Genomic DNA, 20,180 nt, shown 5'->3' with positions numbered 1-20,180 from the left:
CGGCGGAGGTTGGGGTATCCACGGGTCCACCGGTTCGTTCCATGCCGGTTCATTCCAGGCCGCCCCGGCCGGATTCGGGAGGACGCAGAGCCTTGTCACCCGCCATTCCGCCCGCCGCCCCGCCCGCCGGCCCCGACACCCAACCATCGAGTGCGGGATTTCGCGAGGTGGAACTGAAGCTCCACGCCGCTCCGGCCGATCTGGCGCGGGTGACGGCGCTGCCGGCGATGCTGGCGCTGGCCGACGGCCCCCCGGTGACGCAGCGGCTGCGCACCGCCTATTTCGACACGCCCGACCTGCGGCTGGCCGCCAACGGCGTGGCGTTGCGGGTGCGGCAGGAGGGCGACCGCTTCGTCCAGACGCTGAAGACCGTCAACAGCGCCAGCCCTGGCGATTCGGCGGCGGTCGCGGTGCGGCGGGAGTGGGATTGGCCGGTGGCGGGCGAGGCGGTGGAGCGTGGCCTGCTGGCCGATCCCGCCGTCGCCGGGCTTGTGCCGGCGGCGGCACTCGACGCGCTCGACTGCCTGTTCGTGACGGATTTCCGCCGCACCACCCTGCTGCTCCGCCCCGATCCGCTGACCGCGGTCGAACTGGCGGTCGACGATGGCGGCATCTATGCCGGCGGCCGGTCCCTGCCCCTGAGCGAGGTGGAACTGGAGTTGAAGGCCGGCAAGGTCGCCAGCCTGTTCGACCTTGCCCTCACCCTGCAGAACGCGGTGCCCATGCGCATCGGCACCGAAAGCAAGGCGGAGGCCGGGTTGCGGCTGGTGACCGGCAGGGCGCCGGGACCGGTGGAGGCCGAGGCGCTCGGCCTGTCGCCGCTGACCACGGTGGCGGAGGCCTATCGCCACATCCTGCGCCAAGCGCTCCGGCAATTCCTCGCCAACGAGGCCTGCGCGCTCGGCGGTGCCGACGTCGAGGGGCTGCACCGCATGCGCATCGCGTTGCGCCGGCTGCGCATTGCCCACCGCATCTTCGCGCCGCTGGTCGCCTCGCCCGAGGCGGACCGGCTGGTGGAGGAGAGCCGGGCGCTGGCCAAGCGGCTGGGGCCGGCCCGCGGCTGGGACGTGCTGATGTCCGGCGCCCTCGATCCATTGCTGGCCGATCCGAAGGGATTGCCCGGAATCAGCCGCGAGGCGCTGGAGAGGCTGGCCGCCCTGGCCCGTACGGCCGGAGCCGGCCCGGCGCGGGAGGCGATGGCGGCGATCCTTGCGCCCGGCTGCACCACCATGGTGCTGGCGCTGGCCGCCTGGCTGGAGCATGGCCGCTGGGTGTCGGAGGCCGAGGGCGACCGGCGGGCGGCGCTGGCGGCCCCGGTCTCGACGCTCGCCGGCGGCTGGCTGTCGGCGCGGCTGGCCAAGCTCGGCAAGGCCGCCCGGCTGCCGGAGGATGCCAAGGCGCGCGACAAGCTGCGGCGGCGGCTGCGCACGCTGCGCTATACCGCCGACTTCTTCCGGGGGCTCTATCCGGAGGCCGCCGCCCTGCCCTTCTTCGCGGTGCTGGAGCCGTTGCAGGCGGCGCTGGACGCCGAACAGGACGCGATCACCGGTGCCCGGATGCTGGGCGGGCTGAAGGGCGCCGACCCGCAGGCGGTCGCCGCCGTCGCCGCCTGGATCGACCGCCAGTCCGAAAAGCGGCGCAAGGCGCTGCCCGACCTGTGGAAGCGCTTCCGCGCCGTGCCGCCCTTCTGGTCATGACCGACCCGCGCGGCGCGCCGCTGGCAATGCGGACCCACGCGCATATATCGTCAACCCGGCCGGTGCCTTTGGGCCGGCGTCACTGGGTCGGCGCCCCGCGGTCCGATTTTCGTCTCGCGGCGCTGCAGCTTGCCGCTTTCCATCCGGCTGGTCTTCGGGTAAAAAGAACGCACCATGAACAAATACATCAGCGTCCGCGGCGCGCGGGAACACAACCTGAAGAACGTCGATGTCGATCTGCCGCGCGACGAGTTGATCGTCATCACCGGCCTGTCGGGATCGGGCAAATCCTCGCTCGCCTTCGACACCATCTATGCCGAGGGGCAGCGGCGCTACGTGGAGAGCCTGTCGGCCTACGCGCGCCAGTTCCTGGAACTGATGCAGAAGCCCGACGTCGATTCGATCGAGGGGCTGTCGCCGGCCATCTCGATCGAACAGAAGACGACGTCGAAGAATCCGCGCTCCACCGTCGGCACGGTGACGGAGATCTACGACTACATGCGCCTGCTGTGGGCGCGCGTCGGCATCCCCTATTCGCCGGCCACCGGCCTGCCGATCGAAAGCCAGACGATCAGCCAGATGGTCGACCGCATCACGGGCATGCCGGAGGGCACCCGCCTGCTGCTGCTCGCCCCCTTCGTACGTGGCCGCAAGGGCGAGTACAGGAAGGAGATGCAGGATCTGCGCAAGCGCGGCTTCCAGCGCCTGCGGGTCGACGGCACCATGTACGAGATCGACGAGGTGCCGGCGCTCAACAAGAAGCTGAAGCATGATATCGAGGTGGTGGTCGACCGCATCGTGGTGCGCGAGGGGCTGGGCAACCGTCTGGCCGATTCGCTGGAGACCGCGCTGGGGCTGGCCGACGGCATCGTCTGGGTCGAGAATGCCGAGACCAACGAGCAGACCGTCTTCTCGCAGAAATTCGCCTGCCCGGTCAGCGGCTTCACCATCCCTGAGATCGAGCCGCGGCTGTTCTCCTTCAACAACCCGTTTGGCGCCTGCCCGGCCTGCGACGGGCTGGGCAGCAAGATCTATTTCGACCCGATGCTGGTGGTCCCGGACGAACGGCTGACCCTGGCCAAGGGGGCGGTGGCGCCGTGGGCCGGATCGACCTCCAAATATTACGACCAGACATTGGAGAGCATCTGCCAGCATTTCGGCGCGTCGATGACGACGCCCTGGCAGGATCTGCCGGATACGGTGCGGCAGACCATCCTGTTCGGCTCGGGCGGGTCGGCCATCACCATGACCTATGACGACGGCCTGCGCAGCTACCAGACCAACAAGCCGTTCGAGGGCATCGTCAACAATCTGGAACGGCGCTACCGCGAGACGGAAAGCGCCTGGATGCGCGACGAGCTGTCGAAATACCAGTCCTCCCAGCCCTGCGAGGTCTGCAAGGGCGCGCGGCTGAAGCCGGAGGCGCTGGCGGTCAAGATCCGCGGGTGCAACATCTCGGAAGCGGCCGAGCTGTCCATCGCCGGTGCCGGAGCCTGGTTCAGTGAATTGAACGAGCATCTGCGCCCGAAGGACCGGGAGATCGCCTACCGCATCCTCAAGGAGATCAACGAGCGGCTCGGATTCCTCAATGCCGTCGGCCTCGAATATCTCACGCTGAGCCGCGGCTCCGGCACGTTGTCTGGCGGCGAGAGTCAGCGGATCCGGCTGGCCTCGCAGATCGGCTCCGGCCTGACCGGCGTTCTCTATGTGCTGGACGAGCCGTCGATCGGCCTGCATCAGCGCGACAATGACCGGTTGCTGGAGACGCTGAAGCGCCTGCGCGACATCGGCAACACCGTCATCGTGGTCGAGCATGACGAGGACGCCATCCGCAGCGCCGACTATCTGGTCGACATGGGGCCCGGCGCCGGCCAGCATGGCGGCACCGTGATCGCCCAGGGCCGGCCGGAGGAGGTCCAGAAGAACCCGGACAGCATCACCGCCCAGTATCTGAACGGGACCCGCTTCGTTCCGGTGCCCGACACGCGCCGGCCCGGCCATCCCGGCCAGTTCCTGGAGGTGCAGGGCGCCCGCGCCAACAATTTGCAGAATGTCTCGACCAGGATCCCGCTCGGCACCTTCACCTGCGTGACCGGCGTGTCGGGCGGCGGCAAGTCGACGCTGATCATCGAGACGCTCTACAAGGCGGTCGCGCGCAAGCTGATGGGCGCGCGCGAGCATCCGGCGGAGCATGACGCGGTGCTCGGGCTGGAGTATCTCGACAAGGTCATCGACATCGACCAGTCGCCGATCGGCCGCACCCCGCGCTCCAACCCTGCGACCTACACCGGCGCCTTCACCCCGATCCGCGACTGGTTCGCCGGCCTGCCGGAATCGAAGGCGCGCGGCTACGGCCCCGGCCGCTTCTCCTTCAACGTCAAGGGCGGCCGCTGCGAGGCCTGCCAGGGCGACGGCGTCATCAAGATCGAGATGCATTTCCTGCCCGACGTCTACGTCACCTGCGACGTCTGCCACGGCAAGCGCTACAACCGCGAGACGCTGGAGGTCACCTACCGCGACAAGACCATCGCCGACGTGCTCGACATGACGGTCGAGGAGGGCAAGGAGTTCTTCAAGGCCGTGCCCGGCATCCGCGACAAGATGGACACGCTGGAACGGGTCGGCCTTGGCTACATCCACATCGGCCAGGCGGCGACGACGCTGTCGGGCGGCGAGGCGCAGCGCGTCAAGCTGTCCAAGGAGTTGAGCCGCCGCGCCACCGGCCGCACGCTCTACATCCTGGATGAGCCGACCACCGGCCTGCATTTCGCCGATGTCGAGAAGCTGATGGAGGTGCTGCATGCGCTGGTCGACCAGGGCAACACGGTGCTGGTGATCGAACACAATCTGGAGGTCATCAAGACCGCCGACTGGATCATCGACCTGGGGCCGGAGGGCGGCACCGGCGGTGGCGAGATCGTCGCGGAAGGTACCCCGGAAGACGTCGCGACGGTGGAGCGCAGCTATACCGGCCGCTACCTCGCCCCCTACCTGAAGGCGAAGCCGGCGGTGCGGAAATCGGCAACCCGAAAGAGGGCGTGAACAAACGCGGCCTTCACCGTGTTCCCCCGGGCAGAATCCTCAACGCACGGGAGAACACGGCCATGACCAGGACTTTTCTGACCGGTGTGGGCGCCGCGCTCGGCGGCGCTCTGCTGCTGGCCGCCTGCGGCTCTGACGGCAGCACCACCAGCACGACGACGACCACCACCACCACGCCCGGCTACGGTTCGAGCAGCGCGGCCCCGGCGCCGACCGGCTCCACCACCGTCGAGCGCAGCACGACCACCAAGAGCGAGTGAGTCCCGCCCGCCTCCGCGGTTCTGACTGACCCTGATCCACTTGCAGCCGGCCTTCGCCATGGAGGCCGGCTGACTTGTGTTTGGACGTTGCCGTTTGAGGACTGTCGTTTTTGGAGCGGACCGCCTAGATTGCGCGCAAATCCTCCGCAGTCTTGCCTGGAAAATTGCCTTCATGACCGACACCATTCGTCCCGTCCACGTCATCGGCGGCGGCCTCGCCGGCACCGAAGCCGCCTGGCAGCTCGCCACCCGCGGCGTGCCCGTCGTGCTGCACGAGATGCGGCCGGTCCGCAAGACCGAGGCGCACGACACCGACAAGCTGGCGGAACTGGTCTGCTCCAACTCCTTCCGCTCGGACGATGCCGAATACAATGCGGTCGGGCTGTTGCACGAGGAGATGCGGCGCAGCGGTTCGCTGATCCTGCGCTGCGCCGATGCGCACAAGGTGCCGGCCGGCGGCGCGCTCGCCATGGACCGCGACGGCTTCGCCGATGCGGTGACAGAGGCGATCTCGGGCCACCCGCTCATCACCCTGGAGCGCGGCGAGGTCGCCGGCCTGCCTCCCGACGCGTGGGACAGCGTCATCGTCGCCACCGGCCCGCTGACCTCCCCCGCCCTGGCGGACGCGGTGCGCACCCACACCGGCGAGGAGTCACTGGCCTTCTTCGACGCCATCGCCCCGATCGTCTATCTGGAGAGCGTCGACCTGTCGAAGGCGTGGTTCCAGTCGCGCTACGACAAGCCCGGGCCCGGCGGCACCGGCAAGGACTACATCAACTGCGCCTTCGAGAAGGACGACTACCGTGCCTTCATCGATGCGCTGATCGGCGGCGAGAAGCTGGACTTCAAGGAGTGGGAGAAGAACACCCCCTACTTCGAAGGCTGCCTTCCCATCGAGGTGATGGCGGAGCGCGGGGTCGACACGCTGCGCTACGGCCCGATGAAGCCGGTCGGACTGACCAACCCGCACAAGCCAGAACGCCGCCCCTACGCCGTGGTCCAGCTGCGCCAGGACAATGCGCTCGGTACGCTCTACAACCTCGTCGGCTTCCAGACCAAGCTGCGCCACGCCGAACAGGCGCGCATCTTCCGCATGATCCCCGGCCTGGAGAATGCCGAGTTCGCCCGGCTGGGCGGCATGCACCGCAACACCTTCCTGAACAGCCCGCGCCTGCTGGACGGCGCGCTGCGGCTGAAATCGCTGCCCCGCCTGCGCTTCGCCGGGCAGGTCACCGGCTGCGAGGGCTATGTCGAGAGCGCCGCCGTCGGTCTGCTCGCTGGTCGATTCGCCGCGGCGGAGCGCCAGGGCCGCGAGATCGTCACGCCGCCGGTCACAACCGCGCTCGGCGCCATCCTGGGCCACATCACCGGCGGGGCGGAGGCCGAGACCTACCAGCCGATGAACGTCAATTTCGGCCTGTTCCCGCCGGTGGACGACAAGATCCGCGGCCGCGACCGCAAGCTGGCCTACACCCGCCGCGCGCTCGCCGACCTGGACGGCTGGCTGAAGGGGTGATCGGCCGTCTTGGCTGTGCGGATATGCTCAGTAGCGTCCGCGCAGCGCCGCCCAGCCCAGCCTGATCTGCCGGAACGGGTTCGGCAGCAGCACGCGCGGGGCGAAGACGTCGTTGCCCTCCCGGGCGATCACGCCCAGATGCAGGTCGGCCAGCGTCGCCGGCAGCAGGGCCGGGATGGCCGCCTTCGGCACCTGCCGGCGCAAGGCGCGCGCCTCGCCCAGATGCTTGCGGGCCACCGCCGTGATCTCTCCCACCACCGGCCGCAGTTCGGGCGTGGAGCGGCCGGCGAACAGATCCTCGCTCTTCGCGCCATGGCGCCGCATCAGGTCGTCCGGCAGGAGCTGGCGGCGCTGACGGGCCAGGAAGGGAGCGGCGCGCAGGATGCCGGCCAGGGCATAGGCGATGCCGGCGTGGCGCCCGGCAGCCATCGCCGCCCCGTCGCGCACGCCCAGTATCTCCAGCGCCAGCTGCACCAGCGGCGCGCCGGTCACCTCGGCGTAATTGACCAGACAGGCCAGATCGGCCGGCGGTGTGTCGTCCAGGTCGGCCTCGCGCGCGTCGATCAGCCGGTCGAACAGGGAGCGGCTCAGCCCGAGCCCGCGGGCGGCCTCGACCAGCGGATCCATCACGCCATGACGGGGTACGGGTCCGTCCCCATAGACGGACTCGATGCCGTCGCGCCAGAATTGAAGTCGCATCTGGCCCAGGATCGGTTCGCTAACGACCTCCCGGGTCTTCGCGATCTCAAGGTTGAAGGCGTAGAGTGCGAATATCGCCTCCCGTCTTTCGGCCGGAGAGAACAGACCTGTCAGAAAGTGGTCGTTGTCATATTTCCGAACCTCCCGTCCGCAATAGGACAGGTCGGTCGCAGCCTTCACCATGGGATGCCCGATTGGAAAAAGAGGAGAGGAGCCATCGAAGGACGGGCCAAAGCCGATTGCCACGCCTATATGAAGCACACACGCTCGCACCGCCAGCCCCGACGCGCAGCAGGCAGGGATCCCATGACGGATTTCAACATCGCTCCGACCAAACCCCGCAAGACCGGCCCGGTCGCCCGCAAGGACGAGACGGGAGAGAATTTTCCGGTCGCCTCCCGCCTGATCCCCAAACACCTGCGCCCGCATGTGATAGCCTTCTACCGGTTCGTCCGCCTTGCCGACGACATCGCGGACGACCCCGATCTCGAACCGGAGACCAAGCTGGCCTACCTGGAGGCGCTCGAGCGCGCGCTGACCTCCGGACAGGCCAAGCATGCCTACCTGAAGCCGGCCGTCGACCTGCGCGAGAGCCTGCAGACGACCGGTGTCAGCGACCGCCATGCCCGGCAGGTCCTGCGCGCCTTCCGCCGCGATGCGGTCGGCGCCCGCTGCCACAGCTGGAGCGACCTGCTGCTTTACTGCCGCTTCTCCGCCAACCCGGTCGGCCGCTACCTGCTGGATCTGCATGGCGAGGGCGTGGCGGCCGGTCCCGCTTCGGATGCGCTGTGTTCCGCCTTGCAGGTGTTGAACCACCTGCAGGACGCGCGGGAGGACTGGACCCAGCTCGGCCGCTGCTACATCCCGCTCGGCTGGTTCGACGAGTCGGGTGTCAGCGTCGAACGGCTTGTGGAGGCCGAGAGCGATCCGCGCATGCGCGCGATCTTCGACCAGGCGCTCGAGCATACCGACCGGCTGCTGGAACGTGCCGCCGCCCTGCCCGGCCTGATCCGGCATCGCGGCCTGCGGATGGAGGCGGCGGTCATCCTCAGCCTTGCCGAATCGCTCTCGCGCCGGCTGAAGGCGCGCGACCCGATGAAGGCGCGGGTGACGCTTGGAACCGGCCACAAGCTGGCGGCGGTGGCGCGGGGGCTGGCGCGGAGCTTCTCCGCCGCATAAACTCCCGGGCCGCACGCCGCGACGTGCACCGCCCAGGAAGCGACAGATGCCCCCTGCCCCGCTGGAGACGGCCCCGCTGGAACCGGTATCCAGCGCAGTGCCGGACAAGGTGCCCGACACGGCAGCGGCCGTGACTGCCGGTTCGGGCAGCACCTTCTATTGGCCGATGCGCCTGCTGCCCGCGTCCAAGCGGGCGGCGATGTTCGCCATCTACGCCTTCTGCCGCCGCATCGACGACATCGCCGACGAACCGGGCGAACCCGCCGCCAAGCGTGCCGCGCTGGACGTCTGGCGGCGCGACATCCGCGACCTGTATGCCGGCGGAGCGCCGGGCGACCCGCTGACCGCCGCCCTGAAGGGAGCCATCGACCGCTACGGCCTGCCGCGTGTCGAGCTTGAGGCGCTGATCGACGGCATGGCGATGGATGTCGCCGCCGAGGCGGAAGGCTGCCGGGACGGGGGCGGCCCCGGCGGCATGCGCGCTCCCGACCTCGATACGCTGCGCCTCTATTGCCGCCGCGTCGCCGGTGCGGTCGGCATGCTGGCGATCCGCGTCTTCGACCGTGCCGATCCAGCTACCGAGCGGTTCGCGCTGGCACTCGGCGAGGCTCTGCAACTGACCAACATCCTGCGCGATCTGGCCGAGGATGCCGAGATGGGGCGCCTCTACCTGCCGCGCGAGCTGCTGCAGGCTGCCGGCATCACCGCCGACATCGCTGCAGTTCGCCCCGCCGAGGTTCTGGCCCATCCCACCCTGCCCCGCGCCTGCGAGGCGCTGGCCGCGCTGGCCGAGGCCCGCTTCGCCGAGGCGAGGGCGGCGTTGGATGGACGGGCACGCGGCTCGCTGTGGGCGGCGACGGCGATGATGGTGCTGTATCACCGGCTGCTGCGGCGCCTGCGTGCAGCCGGTTGGCGCGACCTGACCGTCCGATCGCGGGTCGGGCGGCGTGAAAGCGCCTGGGTGGCGGTACGTTGCATGTTCGGCCTGCCGCCGGCCGCTTGAGAATGAGCGGAACCCCGACCGTCCACATCGTCGGCGCCGGTCTCGCCGGACTGGCCGCCGCCGTCAGGCTGGTGGAGGGTGGGCGGCGTGTCGTCGTCCATGAGCAGGCGCCGCAGGCCGGCGGGCGATGCCGCAGCTTCCACGACGCCACGCTTGGCCGCTCCATCGACAACGGCAGCCATATGGTGCTCAGCGGCAACCGGGCGCTGCTGGACTATGCCCGGCGCATCGGCGGTGGTGACGCGCTGGAGGAATTGCGGCCGGCGGCCTTCCCCTTCCTCGACCTGCGCGACGACCGGAGCTGGATCCTGCGGCCCGGCGGCTTTTGGTTGTTCGACCAAGCGCGGCGGGTGCCGGGCAGTCGTCCCCGCGATTATCTCGCCGCCCTGCGTGTGCTGACCGCCGGCGGGGACGAGACCGTCGCCGACTGCCTGCCGCCCGGCAATGCCCTCTACGAGCCGCTGTGGCGACCGCTGGCGGTATCGGCGCTCAACGGGCCGGTGAACCGTGTCTCCGCCCGGCTGTTCGGCGCGGTGCTGCGCGAGACGCTGCTACGGGGCGAGGCCGCCTGCCGGCCGGTGCTGGCGCCGCGTGGCCTGTCCGCCGCCTTCGTCGATCCGGCGCTGGCACGGCTGGAGGCCGCCGGGGCGGCGCTGCATCTTGGGTCGCGAATCGACGGGCTGCGCTTCGACGGCGACCGCGTCGCCAGCCTGTCTGTGGCCGGTGCCGAGGTGATGCTCGGGCCGGCGGACGGCGTGCTGCTGGCGACGCCGGCCTGGGTCGCGGAGCGGCTGGTGCCCTGCCTGACGGTGCCGCCGCCGGGGCCGGCCATCGTCAATCTCCATGTCCGGCTGGACGAGCCGGTGCGGCTGCCGGGCGGCCTGCCCTTCCTGGGGCTGGTCGGCGGGACGGCGGAATGGCTGTTCGCCCGCGACGACCTGCTGTCGGTCACCGTCAGCGATGCCGACGCGCTGGCCGGTCTGCCGGCCGAGGAGATCGCCGCGAGGCTGTGGGCGGAGATCGCTCCCCACCTGAATGCCGAAGCGGGCCGACTCGGGGAGCCGAGTCGGCCGTTCCGGGTGGTGAAGGAGCGGCGGGCGACCCCCGACCAGTCTCCCGACTCGGTCGCACGGCGGCCGGGCACGCGAACCCGCTGGCGCAACCTGCTGCTGGCCGGCGACTGGACGGAAACGGGGCTTCCCGCCACGTTGGAGGCGGCGGTGCGTTCGGGAAACCGGGCTGCCGAGGCGGCTTTGTCCAACGGAAATAACCCTATACGGCGCTTCAACCCTTTTCCGGCCTTCACAAGCTTCGGCCTTCGGCCTATTTGGACGGACGGAGGTGCCGTGTCCGCAAGGCGCGGCCCGGAAGGACAATCAAAGAAGAGAGGGTAAATCCAAATGGCGTTCGAACTTCCGCCGCTTCCGTATGCATATGACGCTCTGGCTCCGTACATCTCGTCGGAGACGCTGCACCTGCATCACGACAAGCATCATCAGACCTACGTCACCAACCTGAACAACCTGACCAAGGACACCCCGCTGGCCGACGCCAGCCTGGAGGAGGTCATCAAGGCTTCGGTCGGCGACGCTTCCAAGGTCGGCATCTTCAACAACGCCGCCCAGGTGTGGAACCACACCTTCTTCTGGCAGTGCCTGCAGAAGGACGGCGGCAAGATGCCGGCGGCCCTGGAGCAGCGCATCGTCGCCGATTTCGGCAGCGTCGAGAAGTTCAAGGAAGAGCTGACCCAGGCCGCCCTGACCCAGTTCGGTTCCGGCTGGGCTTGGCTGTACCTGGATGGCGACAAGCTGAAGATCGGCAAGACCGGCAACGCCGACACCCCGCTGGCGCACGGCCACAAGCCGCTGTTCACCATCGACGTGTGGGAGCACGCCTATTACGTCGATTTCCAGAACCGCCGCGCCGATTTCGTCAAGGCGGTGATCGACAACCTCGCCAACTGGGACTTCGCCGCCGAGCAGCTGGCCGCGTAAGCATCCGGCCGGCGCTTCCCCATTTTCCCCTCCTCCGCAGTCGCGCGGGGGAGGGTCGGGGTTGGGGTAGGCGCCGCGAGTGTCCGTAAAAAGCAAAGGCGCTCCGATCCGGAGCGCCTTTGTCGTTTTCGGCACTATATCCCAGCTACACCGGCAGCATCGCCGCCGCCACCCGCCGGCCTTCGGACAGCAGGACATTGTAGGTGCGGCAGACGGCACGGCTGTCCATCGGCTCCACCACCACGCCCTGGTCGCGCAGGGCCTTGCGCAGCTCCTTCGGGATCATCCGCATGGTTGGACCGGTGCCGAGCAGCAGGATCTCCACCTTGGGCTCGGCCGCCAGGACCGGGGCGAAATCATCCAGCGTCAGGGACGCGGCGTCGGTCGCCGCCCAGGCCTGGGTGCGGTCGGGCAGCACCACCACCGCGCCGACCCGCCATTGGCCGGAAATGCAGAACTGCCCAGGACCGAATCCGTCGATGACCTGACGGTCAGACGGGATCATCGGCGTGATGTCCATGCTGCCCTCTCCTTCCCTGTAGGCGCCGGCCTTACGGCGTGGCCGCCGGCGTGCTCGCCGCCGCTTCGGGGCTGCCGCGGCGCAGACGGTTCTCGCCCAGGAACAACAGGATCGGGGCGGCGATGAACACCGACGAGCTGGTCGCCAGGATGACGCCGAAGATCAGCACGATGCCGAAATCCTGCAACGCCTCGCCGCCGAACAGGGCGAGCGGGATGATCGACAGCAGGGTGCAGACCGAGGTGCCGACGGTGCGGTTCAGCGTCTCGTTGATCGACAGGTCGATCAGGTCGCGCAGTGGCATCTTCTTGTAGATGCGCAGATTCTCGCGCATGCGGTCATAGACGACCACCTTGTCGTTCACCGAATAGCCCATGACGGTCAGGATCGCTGCCACCGCCGTCAGGTTGAACTGGATATCGGTGATCGCGTAGAATCCGACGATCTTGGTGATGTCCAGCAGCAGAGTCACCACGGCGCCGGCGCCGAACTGCCATTCGAAGCGGAACCAGATGTAGACGAGCATCGCCAGCATCGCGAGGCCCAGCGCCAGCATGCCGTTGGCGAACAACTCGCCGCTGACCGACGCGCCGACGGCCTCGACGCGGCGCACCTGGGTGCCGGGCACCGCCTGCGCCAAGGTGCCGCGCACCTTGTCGGCGGCCACCTGCTGGGCGGCGTCGTCGCCGGGCTGCCGTTCCAGCCGGATCAGCACGTCCTGGGGCGACCCGAACTCCTGCAGCGCCACCTGCCCCATGCCGAGACCCGACAGGGTATGGCGCAGCGAGGCGAAGTCGGCCGCCTGCGGCGTCCGCGCCTCGATGACGATGCCGCCGCGGAAGTCGATGCCGTAGTTGAGGCCGGGGTGGAAGAACAGGACCAGCGAGGCGATGGACAGGACCGCCGACACGACGAGGCCGGTGATGCGGCCGTTCATGAACGGGATCTTGGTGTTGTCGGGGACGAGGCGGAGATGGAACATCGGAGGACCTCTCAGACGGGCAACGCGGCCGGACGCGTCCGGCGCAGCCACGTCACCATCATCAGGCGCACCAGCACCGTGGCGGTGAACATGGAGATGAGGATGCCGAAGGTGATGGTGACGGCGAAACCCTTGATGGCACCGGTGCCGAAGATGAACAGCAGCGCCATCTTGATCGCCGTCGTCAGGTTGCTGTCGACGATGGTGCTGTAGGCGCGGCTGAAACCGGCTTCCATCGAGGCGAAGACGCCGCGGCCCTTCTTCGTCTCCTCGCGGATGCGCTCGTTGATCAGGATGTTGGCGTCGACCGCCAGACCCAGCGACAGCAGGACGCCGGCGATGCCCGGCAGCGTCAGGGTGGCCTGCAGCAGCGACAGCGCCGCCAGTGTCAGCACCAGGTTGATCAGCAGCGCGAAGCAGGCGAAGGAACCGAACAGCCCGTAGCACGCGATCATGTAGATGCAGACCATGACGAAGCCGACGAGTACGGCGGTCAGGCCGGCGCGGATCGAATCGGCGCCCAGGTCGGGACCGACCGTGCGTTCCTCGATCACCTTCAGCGGCGCCGGCAGGGCGCCGGCACGCAGCAGGACGGAGAGGTCGTTGGCGTTGGCGGCGGTGAAGTTGCCGCTGATCTGGCCACGGCCGCCGGTGATCGGCTCGCGGATCACGGGGGCGCTGATGACCTTGTTGTCGAGCACGATGGCGAAGGGCCGGCCGACATTCTGCTTGGTCACTTCGGCGAAGCGATTGGCGCCAGCGGTGTTGAACTCGAAGTTCACCACCCATTCGCCGGTCTGCGGGTTGGTCCCGGCGGTGGCGTTCTGCAGCGTCGCGCCGTCGACCTCGACCTTCTTGCGGATGACGTATTTCGACTGATAGCGGTCGCCTTCGGTCGAGGGCAGGATCTCCGACCCCGGAGGGGCGCGGCCGCTGTTGGGGTCGGCGTTCATGTCGACCAGCCGGAAGGTCATCTTGGCCGTGGTGCCGAGCAGCCGCTTGACGCGGTCGGGATCCTCGACGCCGGGCAGCTGGACCAGGATGCGGTCATTGCCCTGGCGGGCGATGGTCGGCTCGTTCACGCCGGTCTCGTCGATGCGGCGGCGGACGATCTCGATCGACTGTTCGATGGCCTGGGTGGCGCGGTCGCGCAGGGCGACCTCGCTCAGCGCCACGGTCACGGTGGAGCCGTCGACGGACACGGTCAGGTCCGGCACGCCGCCGCCGAGAGCGGAGGCACCGATCGGGCTCGCCAACTGGCGCAACGCCTTGACCGCATCGTCGGCCTGGGCGGGATCGCGTAGCTGGACGGTCACGGCGCGGTCGCCGGCATTCAGCGCGGTGTAGCCGACATTGGCGGTGCGCAGCTGCTGCCGGGCGCCGTCGACCAGACCTTCGACCCGGTCACGGATGACGGTGGCCATGTCGACCTCGAGCAACAGATGCGATCCGCCGCGCAGGTCGAGACCCAGCGAAACCCGGGTGTTGGCGTACCAGGACGGCAGTGCCGCCAGCGTGCCGCGGCCCATGAAGTTGGGCAGCATCAGGATGACCCCGGCGACGCAGATCGCCACGATCATGTAAATCTTCCAGCGCGAAAAATAGAGCATGCGTCACTCGAATCCGATTCCACACCCGGTCCGGGAAACCGGTCCGCCGCTTTGGCACGGCAGCCGGCCTCCCGGACGGGAAGCGCCTTCGGGCTGGCCCGCGGGGAAGGAGGAGCCCGGTCGCGGCTTACTTGCGGCCGAACAGCTTGCCGATGCCGCCGGCTGCCGGCGTCTCGACCGGCTTGGCCTCGCCTTCGGCGGCCGGGGCGGCGTCGCCGCCAGACTTGCCGGCCGGTTCGGTCTTGGCTAGCACCAGATTCACGGTGGAGCGCAGGCAGCGCACGCGCACATTCTCCGCGATCTCCACGGTGATCTCCTCGTCGGCGCCGACCTTGGTGACGATGCCGATGATGCCGCCGCCGGTCACGACGCGGTCGCCGCGGCGGATCGCCGACAGCATGGCCTTATGCTCCTTCATCTTCTTCTGCTGCGGACGGATCAGCAGGAAGTAGAAGACGATGAAGATCAGGATCAGCGGCAGAAACTGGACGAGCATGTCACCGCCGCCGCCAGCCGGCGCCGCCGTCTGTGCATAAGCCGTCGAAACGAACATCTGGAAGCTCCTTTGAGTTTTGGTCTCGCGCGGGATCGGCGTTCCGCCGGGACGCCGCGACTATAGCCGCCCATGACCGGGATGCAATGGTGATGCGGCACAATCCGCGGGGCGGCCACAGCTTGTGCGCTTGCCCTGCTGTGTTACCGTGCGAAGGCGTCGGAAAGATGGCTGCGCGGTCGCGCACTTTCCATGGAACATCCAGAAAAAAGTCCGGAGAATAATGTCGCAGTTCAACACCGAGCACGCGCTGGTCCCCCTGCTGACCCGCATCGCGGAGGCTCTGGAGCGTATCGCCCCGCCGAAGGCGCAGCCGCTGGACTTCACCGCGGCCGACGCCTTCGTCTGGCATCCCGACCCCGACCGGCTGGAGCCGGTACCGGCGGTCAACCGGGTCGACATCCTGCTGCTGCAGGGCATCGAGTGGCAGCGCGGGATCCTGCTGGACAACACCCGCCGTTTCACCGCTGGCCTGCCGGCCAACAACGCCCTGCTGTGGGGCGCGCGCGGCACCGGCAAGAGCTCGTTGGTCAAGGCCGTCCATGCGGCGATCTGCGCCGAGCGGCCGGGCGAACTGGCGCTGGTGGAAATCCACCGCGAGGACATCCCCACCCTGCCCCGCCTGCTGGCCCGGCTGAAGGGCGAAGCACGCCGCTTCATCCTGTTCTGCGACGACCTGTCCTTCGACCATGACGACGCACATTACAAGTCGCTGAAGGCGGTGCTGGACGGCGGCATCGAGGGGCGCCCGGACAATGTGGTGTTCTACGCGACGTCGAACCGCCGCCACCTGATGCCGCGCGACATGATCGAGAACGAGCGGTCCACCGCCATCAACCCGGCGGAGGCGGTGGAGGAGAAGGTGTCGTTGTCCGACCGTTTCGGGCTGTGGCTCGGCTTCCACAACTGCGACCAGGACACCTATTTCGCGATGATCGAGGGCTATGCCCGCCATTACGGCCTGGACGTTCCGGTCGACCGGCTGCGCGCGGAGGCCGTGGAGTGGTCGGTCACGCGCGGAAGCCGGTCCGGCCGGGTGGCCTGGCAGTTCATCCAGGACCTGGCCGGTCGCCTCGGGCAGCCCCTTCGCTGACCTTACGGTCCATCTGGTCGGACGGGTCGACCGCCTGGCTTCCCTTGCGCAGCTCGAAATGGAGCTGCGGCGAGGTGACGCTGCCGGTCTGGCCCACCCGGGCGATGGTCTGGCCACGCTTCACCGTGGCGCCGCGCTCCACCTCGATCTTGTCGAGGTGGGCGTAGGCGGTGATCCAGCCGTCGGCATGTTTCAGCAGCAGCAGGTTGCCGAAGCCGCGCAGCTCGTTGCCGGCATAGGCGACCACGCCATTGTCGGCGGCGACCACCGCGGTGCCCTTGGCCGCCGCGATGTTCAGCCCGTCATTGTGCAGGCCATCGGGCTTCGGCCCATAGCCGGAGATCAGCTTGCCCTTCACCGGCCACAGGAACCGGGCGCTTCCGCGCGGCGGCGGGGCGTCGACCTCGGCCTTCGGATCCGGTTTCGGCGGCGGGGTCGCCGCGGCGACCTCCTGCGGCGGGGCGGCGGGAGCCGGGATCGGCGCGGGGGACGGCTTGGCGCCCGGCGGCCGCAGCAGGGTCGGCCCCTGCCCCGGCTGATAGGTCACGTCCCCGGCCGCAGCCGGTGCCGGCTGGACCGGCGCGGGCTCCGGCGCGGCGCCGGCCTTCGGTGGCGGCGGCAGCGGCGTGGCGGAAATGGCGCCGGCCGAGGGAGCGTTCGAGGGACCGTTAGAGGATCCGTTCGAGGACGGCGGCGGCAGTTCGGCGGCCTGGATCGACCCGCGCCCGGCGGCCGCTCCCTGCGGGCTTCCCTGCTGCCCCCCTTGCGGCGTCAGTGGAACGGCGCCGCCGGAAGCCACCATGGTCCCGCCGGTGTCGTTGCTGCCCGGCAGGCGCAGCGGCTGGCCGACCTGCACCGCATAGGGCGGGCTGAGGTTGTTCAGCCGCGTCAGTTCGCTGACATCGACATTGTGCATCCGCGAGATGCTGTAGAGGCTGTCGCCCTTCTGCACGATGTATTGGCGCGAGGTGGGCAGCACCAGCCGCTGTCCGATATCCAGCCGGTAGGGCGGCGCCAGCCGGTTCGCCTCGATCAGGTCGCGCAACGGCACATTGTAGCGGCGCGACAGGCTGTAGGCGCTGTCCCCCTTCTGCACGGTGATTGCGCCGCCGGCCGACTCCGGCACCTCGGCGACATGGGTGAAGGGCGCCAGCCCGCCGATGCGCTCGCAGGCGCCGAGCGCCAGCACCGCGGTGGACAGGACCAGGGCGGAGAGGACGGGTTTCATGCGGAACGGACCTGTTGCGGCGGGTCGGACAGCAGCGGAACGAAACGGACGGGCCACAGGTCCTCCCGGATAAGGCCAGCTTCGGAGCGCCGGAAACGCACGACCCTTTGGCCGCGGTGGTCGTCCCCGAGCGGAATGAGCATGACACCACCAACGGCGAGTTGATCCGTCAAGTCTTTTGGCGGCTCCGGCCCGCCCGCCGCCGTGACCAGTATGCGCGCGAAGGGCGCCTGCTCCGGCCAGCCGCGCGTCCCGTCGCCGAGCCGCGTGGTGATGTTGCCGATATCTAGCGCCCGGAACCGGGCCTCCGCCTCGCGCAGCAGCGGCTCCAGCCGCTCGATGGTGAAGACCCGGCGGCAGAGCCGGGCCAGCACCGCCGCCTGATAGCCGGAGCCTGTGCCGACCTCCAGCACCAGATGCCGCGGCTGCAGCTCCAGCGCCTGGGTCATCAGCCCGACGACCAGCGGCTGGCTGATGGTCTGGCCCTGGTCGATCGGCAGAGCCACATCCTCCCACGCCCGGTCCTGGAAGGCCTCCGGGACGAACAGCTCGCGCGGCACCCGCTCGATCGCCGCCAGCACCTTGGTGTCGGTGACGCCGGCCCCGCGAAGGGCCATCAGCAAGCGGATCCTGCGCGGGTTGTAGGTCACACGAAAGCCTGCCTCAATGTCTGCAGCGTCGGGGTGTGGGTGAGGTCGAGATAGACCGGCGTCACCGAGATGCCGCCGTTGAAGACGACATGGATGTCGGTATCGTCCGCAACGTCGGCCTCGCCGCGCAGCGTGCCGATCCAGATATAGGGCTTGCCGCGCGGGTCGACGCGTTCCAGAAGCTCGTCGCCGATCTTGCGCTTGCCGTGGCGGACCACCCGGATGCCGGTCACTTCCGCCGCCGGGCAGGACGGGAAGTTGACGTTCAGCAGGACGTTCTTCGGCCAGGCCACCGTCACCGCCTTGCGGACCACGTCGGCGCCATGGGCGGCGGCGGCGGACCAGTCGATCGGCTGGCCCTGCTCGTAATGCTGGCTCATGGCGATGGCCGGGACGTTCAGCAGCGTCGCCTCCATCGCCGCGGCGATGGTGCCGGAATAGGTCACGTCCTCGCCGATGTTGGAGCCCTGGTTGACGCCGGACAGGACCAGCGTCGGCCGGGACTCCTTCATCACATGGTTGACCGCCAGCAGCACGCAGTCGGTCGGCGTGCCGTCGACGGTGAAGCGGCGGTCGTCCAGCTTGCGCAGGCGCAGCGGCCGGTTGATGGTCAGCGAATGGCTGGCCGCCGACTGCTCCATCTCCGGCGCGACGACCCAGACGTCGTCGGACAACTCGCGCGCGATGGCTTCCAGGACCTTCAATCCCTGGGCATGGATGCCGTCGTCGTTGGTGACGAGGATGCGGGTCCGGGACAGGTCGAGCGGCAGGTCGAACATCAGATGGAAATCCTCTCCACTCCGCGCATGTAGGGGCGGAGCGCTTCCGGAACCAGGATCGAACCGTCGGGCTGCTGGTAGTTCTCCAGCACCGCGATCAGGCAGCGCCCGACCGCCACACCCGATCCGTTCAGGGTGTGGACGAACTGAGTTTGCTTCTCGCCCTTCGGCCGGCAACGGGCCTTCATCCGCCGCGCCTGGAAATCGCCGCAATTGGAAATGCTGGAGATCTCGCGGTAGGCGTTCTGGCCGGGCAGCCACACCTCGACGTCAAAGGTCTTGCGCGAGGAGAAGCCCATGTCGCCGGTGCACAGCACGATGGTGCGGTAGGCGAGCCCCAGCCGCTCCAGGATCGTCTCGGCACAGCGGGTCATGCGCTGGTGTTCGTCCTCCGACTGCTCCGGCGTGGTGATGGCGACCATCTCCACCTTCCAGAACTGGTGCTGGCGGATCATGCCGCGGGTGTCGCGCCCGGCCGACCCCGCCTCGGCGCGGAAGCACGGCGTCAGTGCGGTGTAGCGCAGCGGCAGTTCCTCCGACGCGACGATCTGGTCGTTGACCAGATTGGTCAGCGGCACCTCGCTGGTCGGGATCAGGTAATGGTCGGACGAGGTGGTCTTGAACAGATCCTCCTCGAACTTCGGCAACTGGCCGGTGCCGAACAGCGCATTGTCGCGCACCATCAGCGGCGGTGCGATCTCGGTGAAGCCATGCTCGCCGGTGTGAATGTCCAGCATGAAGTCGGCGAGCGCCCGTTCAAGCCGGGCAAGTCCGCCCTTCAGCACGGTGAAGCGGGCGCCGGACATGCGGGCCGCCGCCTCGAAATCCATCAGGCCGAGCGCTTCGCCCAGCTCGTAATGCTGCTTGGGATTGGCGATGTCCGGCGGGGTGCCCCAGCGGCGGACCTCGACGTTGGCGCTCTCGTCCGGGCCGTCCGGCACGTCGTCGGCCGGGATGTTGGGCACTCCCGCCAGCAGCGTGTCCAACTCGGCGCCGAGCGCACGTTCCTCCTCCTCCACCTGGGGCAGGCGGTCCTTCAGGGCCGCCATCTCGTCCAGGATCGGCTGGGCGTCGCGGCCCTCGCGCTTGGCGAGGCCGATCTCCTTCGCCGCCTCGTTCCGGCGGGCCTGCATCTCCTGCATCTGGGTCTGCGCGGCGCGGCGGCGGCCGTCGAGGTCGAGCAGCGACGACGACATCGGCGCCAATCCCCGGCGGCCAAGGCCGCGGTCGAAGGCTTCGGGATTCTCACGGATGGCGCGAAGGTCGTGCATGGCTCGGGACATCGACGAATTGTGTGGGGCACTGGTTATACGGCGGCCCCCGTCGAAGGTCCAGTGCAAGGCCGTCGCCCCATCCTTCCGGCTGCGCCCTGCAC

General features: G+C 68.9%; 18 protein-coding genes. 9 read left to right on the top strand and 9 right to left on the bottom strand.

Annotated elements, in window-relative coordinates:
• Nucleotides 1-167: 167 nt before the first annotated feature.
• From AL072_RS12005 to trmFO, 4 genes are all read left to right on the top strand, one after another.
• Nucleotides 168-1,697: a CYTH and CHAD domain-containing protein gene (locus tag AL072_RS12005; RefSeq protein WP_245636671.1), complete on the top strand. Its 1,530-nt coding sequence runs from the start codon at nt 168-170 to the stop codon at nt 1,695-1,697.
• A 174-nt stretch (nt 1,698-1,871) separates the two neighbouring features.
• Nucleotides 1,872-4,739, top strand: a complete 2,868-nt coding sequence (gene uvrA, locus AL072_RS12000; protein ID WP_045580128.1) for an excinuclease ABC subunit UvrA — start codon at nt 1,872-1,874, stop codon at nt 4,737-4,739.
• Nucleotides 4,740-4,801: 62 nt separating this feature from the next.
• Entirely contained in the window at nt 4,802-4,999 is a 198-nt protein-coding gene (locus AL072_RS11995) for a hypothetical protein (protein ID WP_045580129.1), read from the top strand.
• 172 nt (nt 5,000-5,171) lie between these two features.
• Nucleotides 5,172-6,515, top strand: coding sequence for a methylenetetrahydrofolate--tRNA-(uracil(54)-C(5))-methyltransferase (FADH(2)-oxidizing) TrmFO (trmFO, locus tag AL072_RS11990; RefSeq protein WP_045580130.1), 1,344 nt, complete (start codon nt 5,172-5,174; stop codon nt 6,513-6,515).
• A gap of 27 nt (nt 6,516-6,542) precedes the next feature.
• On the opposite strand, the gene AL072_RS11985 is transcribed toward trmFO, so the two are convergent.
• Nucleotides 6,543-7,397 (bottom strand): phytoene/squalene synthase family protein, encoded by an 855-nt coding sequence (locus AL072_RS11985; protein ID WP_045580131.1) that lies wholly within the window; start codon nt 7,395-7,397, stop codon nt 6,543-6,545.
• A gap of 123 nt (nt 7,398-7,520) precedes the next feature.
• On the opposite strand from AL072_RS11985, the gene hpnC reads away from it, so the two are divergent.
• From hpnC to AL072_RS11965, 4 genes are read left to right on the top strand one after another with little or no spacing between them, the layout of a single operon-like run.
• The gene (hpnC, locus tag AL072_RS11980; protein WP_045580132.1) at nt 7,521-8,393 is read left to right on the top strand and encodes a squalene synthase HpnC; all 873 of its coding nucleotides are present in this window, start codon (nt 7,521-7,523) and stop codon (nt 8,391-8,393) included.
• Between the two features lie 46 nt (nt 8,394-8,439).
• Nucleotides 8,440-9,396 (top strand): presqualene diphosphate synthase HpnD, encoded by a 957-nt coding sequence (hpnD, locus tag AL072_RS11975; RefSeq protein WP_052709852.1) that lies wholly within the window; start codon nt 8,440-8,442, stop codon nt 9,394-9,396.
• Nucleotides 9,397-9,398: 2 nt separating this feature from the next.
• Nucleotides 9,399-10,790: a hydroxysqualene dehydroxylase HpnE gene (gene hpnE / locus AL072_RS11970; RefSeq protein ID WP_045580133.1), complete on the top strand. Its 1,392-nt coding sequence runs from the start codon at nt 9,399-9,401 to the stop codon at nt 10,788-10,790.
• A gap of 6 nt (nt 10,791-10,796) precedes the next feature.
• Complete coding sequence (locus AL072_RS11965) at nt 10,797-11,390, top strand: superoxide dismutase (protein WP_045580134.1); 594 nt, start codon at nt 10,797-10,799, stop codon at nt 11,388-11,390.
• 145 nt (nt 11,391-11,535) lie between these two features.
• Here AL072_RS11965 and AL072_RS11960 read toward each other — a convergent pair whose 3' ends face one another.
• From AL072_RS11960 to yajC, 4 genes are all read right to left on the bottom strand, one after another.
• Nucleotides 11,536-11,910: an Mth938-like domain-containing protein gene (locus tag AL072_RS11960; RefSeq protein ID WP_045580135.1), complete on the bottom strand. Its 375-nt coding sequence runs from the start codon at nt 11,908-11,910 to the stop codon at nt 11,536-11,538.
• Nucleotides 11,911-11,941: 31 nt separating this feature from the next.
• Nucleotides 11,942-12,892 carry a protein translocase subunit SecF gene (secF, locus tag AL072_RS11955; protein WP_045580136.1) on the bottom strand — a complete coding sequence of 317 codons (951 nt, stop codon included), beginning with the start codon at nt 12,890-12,892 and terminating at the stop codon, nt 11,942-11,944.
• 11 nt (nt 12,893-12,903) lie between these two features.
• Complete coding sequence (gene secD, locus AL072_RS11950) at nt 12,904-14,502, bottom strand: protein translocase subunit SecD (protein WP_045580137.1); 1,599 nt, start codon at nt 14,500-14,502, stop codon at nt 12,904-12,906.
• Between the two features lie 127 nt (nt 14,503-14,629).
• The gene (yajC, locus tag AL072_RS11945; RefSeq protein WP_045580138.1) at nt 14,630-15,055 is read right to left on the bottom strand and encodes a preprotein translocase subunit YajC; all 426 of its coding nucleotides are present in this window, start codon (nt 15,053-15,055) and stop codon (nt 14,630-14,632) included.
• 223 nt (nt 15,056-15,278) lie between these two features.
• Here yajC and AL072_RS11940 point away from each other — a divergent pair, with 223 nt between their 5' ends.
• Nucleotides 15,279-16,148: an ATP-binding protein gene (locus AL072_RS11940; protein WP_045580139.1), complete on the top strand. Its 870-nt coding sequence runs from the start codon at nt 15,279-15,281 to the stop codon at nt 16,146-16,148.
• Here the strand turns inward: AL072_RS11940 and AL072_RS11935 are convergent.
• From AL072_RS11935 to serS, 4 genes are read right to left on the bottom strand one after another with little or no spacing between them, the layout of a single operon-like run.
• Nucleotides 16,105-17,376, bottom strand: a complete 1,272-nt coding sequence (locus AL072_RS11935) for a M23 family metallopeptidase (protein ID WP_045580140.1) — start codon at nt 17,374-17,376, stop codon at nt 16,105-16,107. The genes AL072_RS11940 and AL072_RS11935 overlap by 44 nt on opposite strands.
• Entirely contained in the window at nt 17,373-18,026 is a 654-nt protein-coding gene (locus tag AL072_RS11930; protein WP_045580141.1) for a protein-L-isoaspartate(D-aspartate) O-methyltransferase, read from the bottom strand. The genes AL072_RS11935 and AL072_RS11930 overlap by 4 nt, the downstream gene beginning before the upstream one ends.
• The gene (gene surE, locus AL072_RS11925) at nt 18,023-18,805 is read right to left on the bottom strand and encodes a 5'/3'-nucleotidase SurE (RefSeq protein ID WP_045580142.1); all 783 of its coding nucleotides are present in this window, start codon (nt 18,803-18,805) and stop codon (nt 18,023-18,025) included. The genes AL072_RS11930 and surE overlap by 4 nt, the downstream gene beginning before the upstream one ends.
• Nucleotides 18,805-20,076, bottom strand: coding sequence for a serine--tRNA ligase (gene serS / locus AL072_RS11920; protein WP_045580143.1), 1,272 nt, complete (start codon nt 20,074-20,076; stop codon nt 18,805-18,807). Before serS ends, surE begins: the two co-directional genes overlap by 1 nt.
• Nucleotides 20,077-20,180 lie beyond the last annotated feature (104 nt).

The organism is Azospirillum thiophilum (genome assembly GCF_001305595.1).
Taxonomy (GTDB): domain Bacteria; phylum Pseudomonadota; class Alphaproteobacteria; order Azospirillales; family Azospirillaceae; genus Azospirillum; species Azospirillum thiophilum.
Note: the sequence above shows the minus strand (reverse complement) of the source record. Positions and strands in the feature narration are given on the sequence as shown.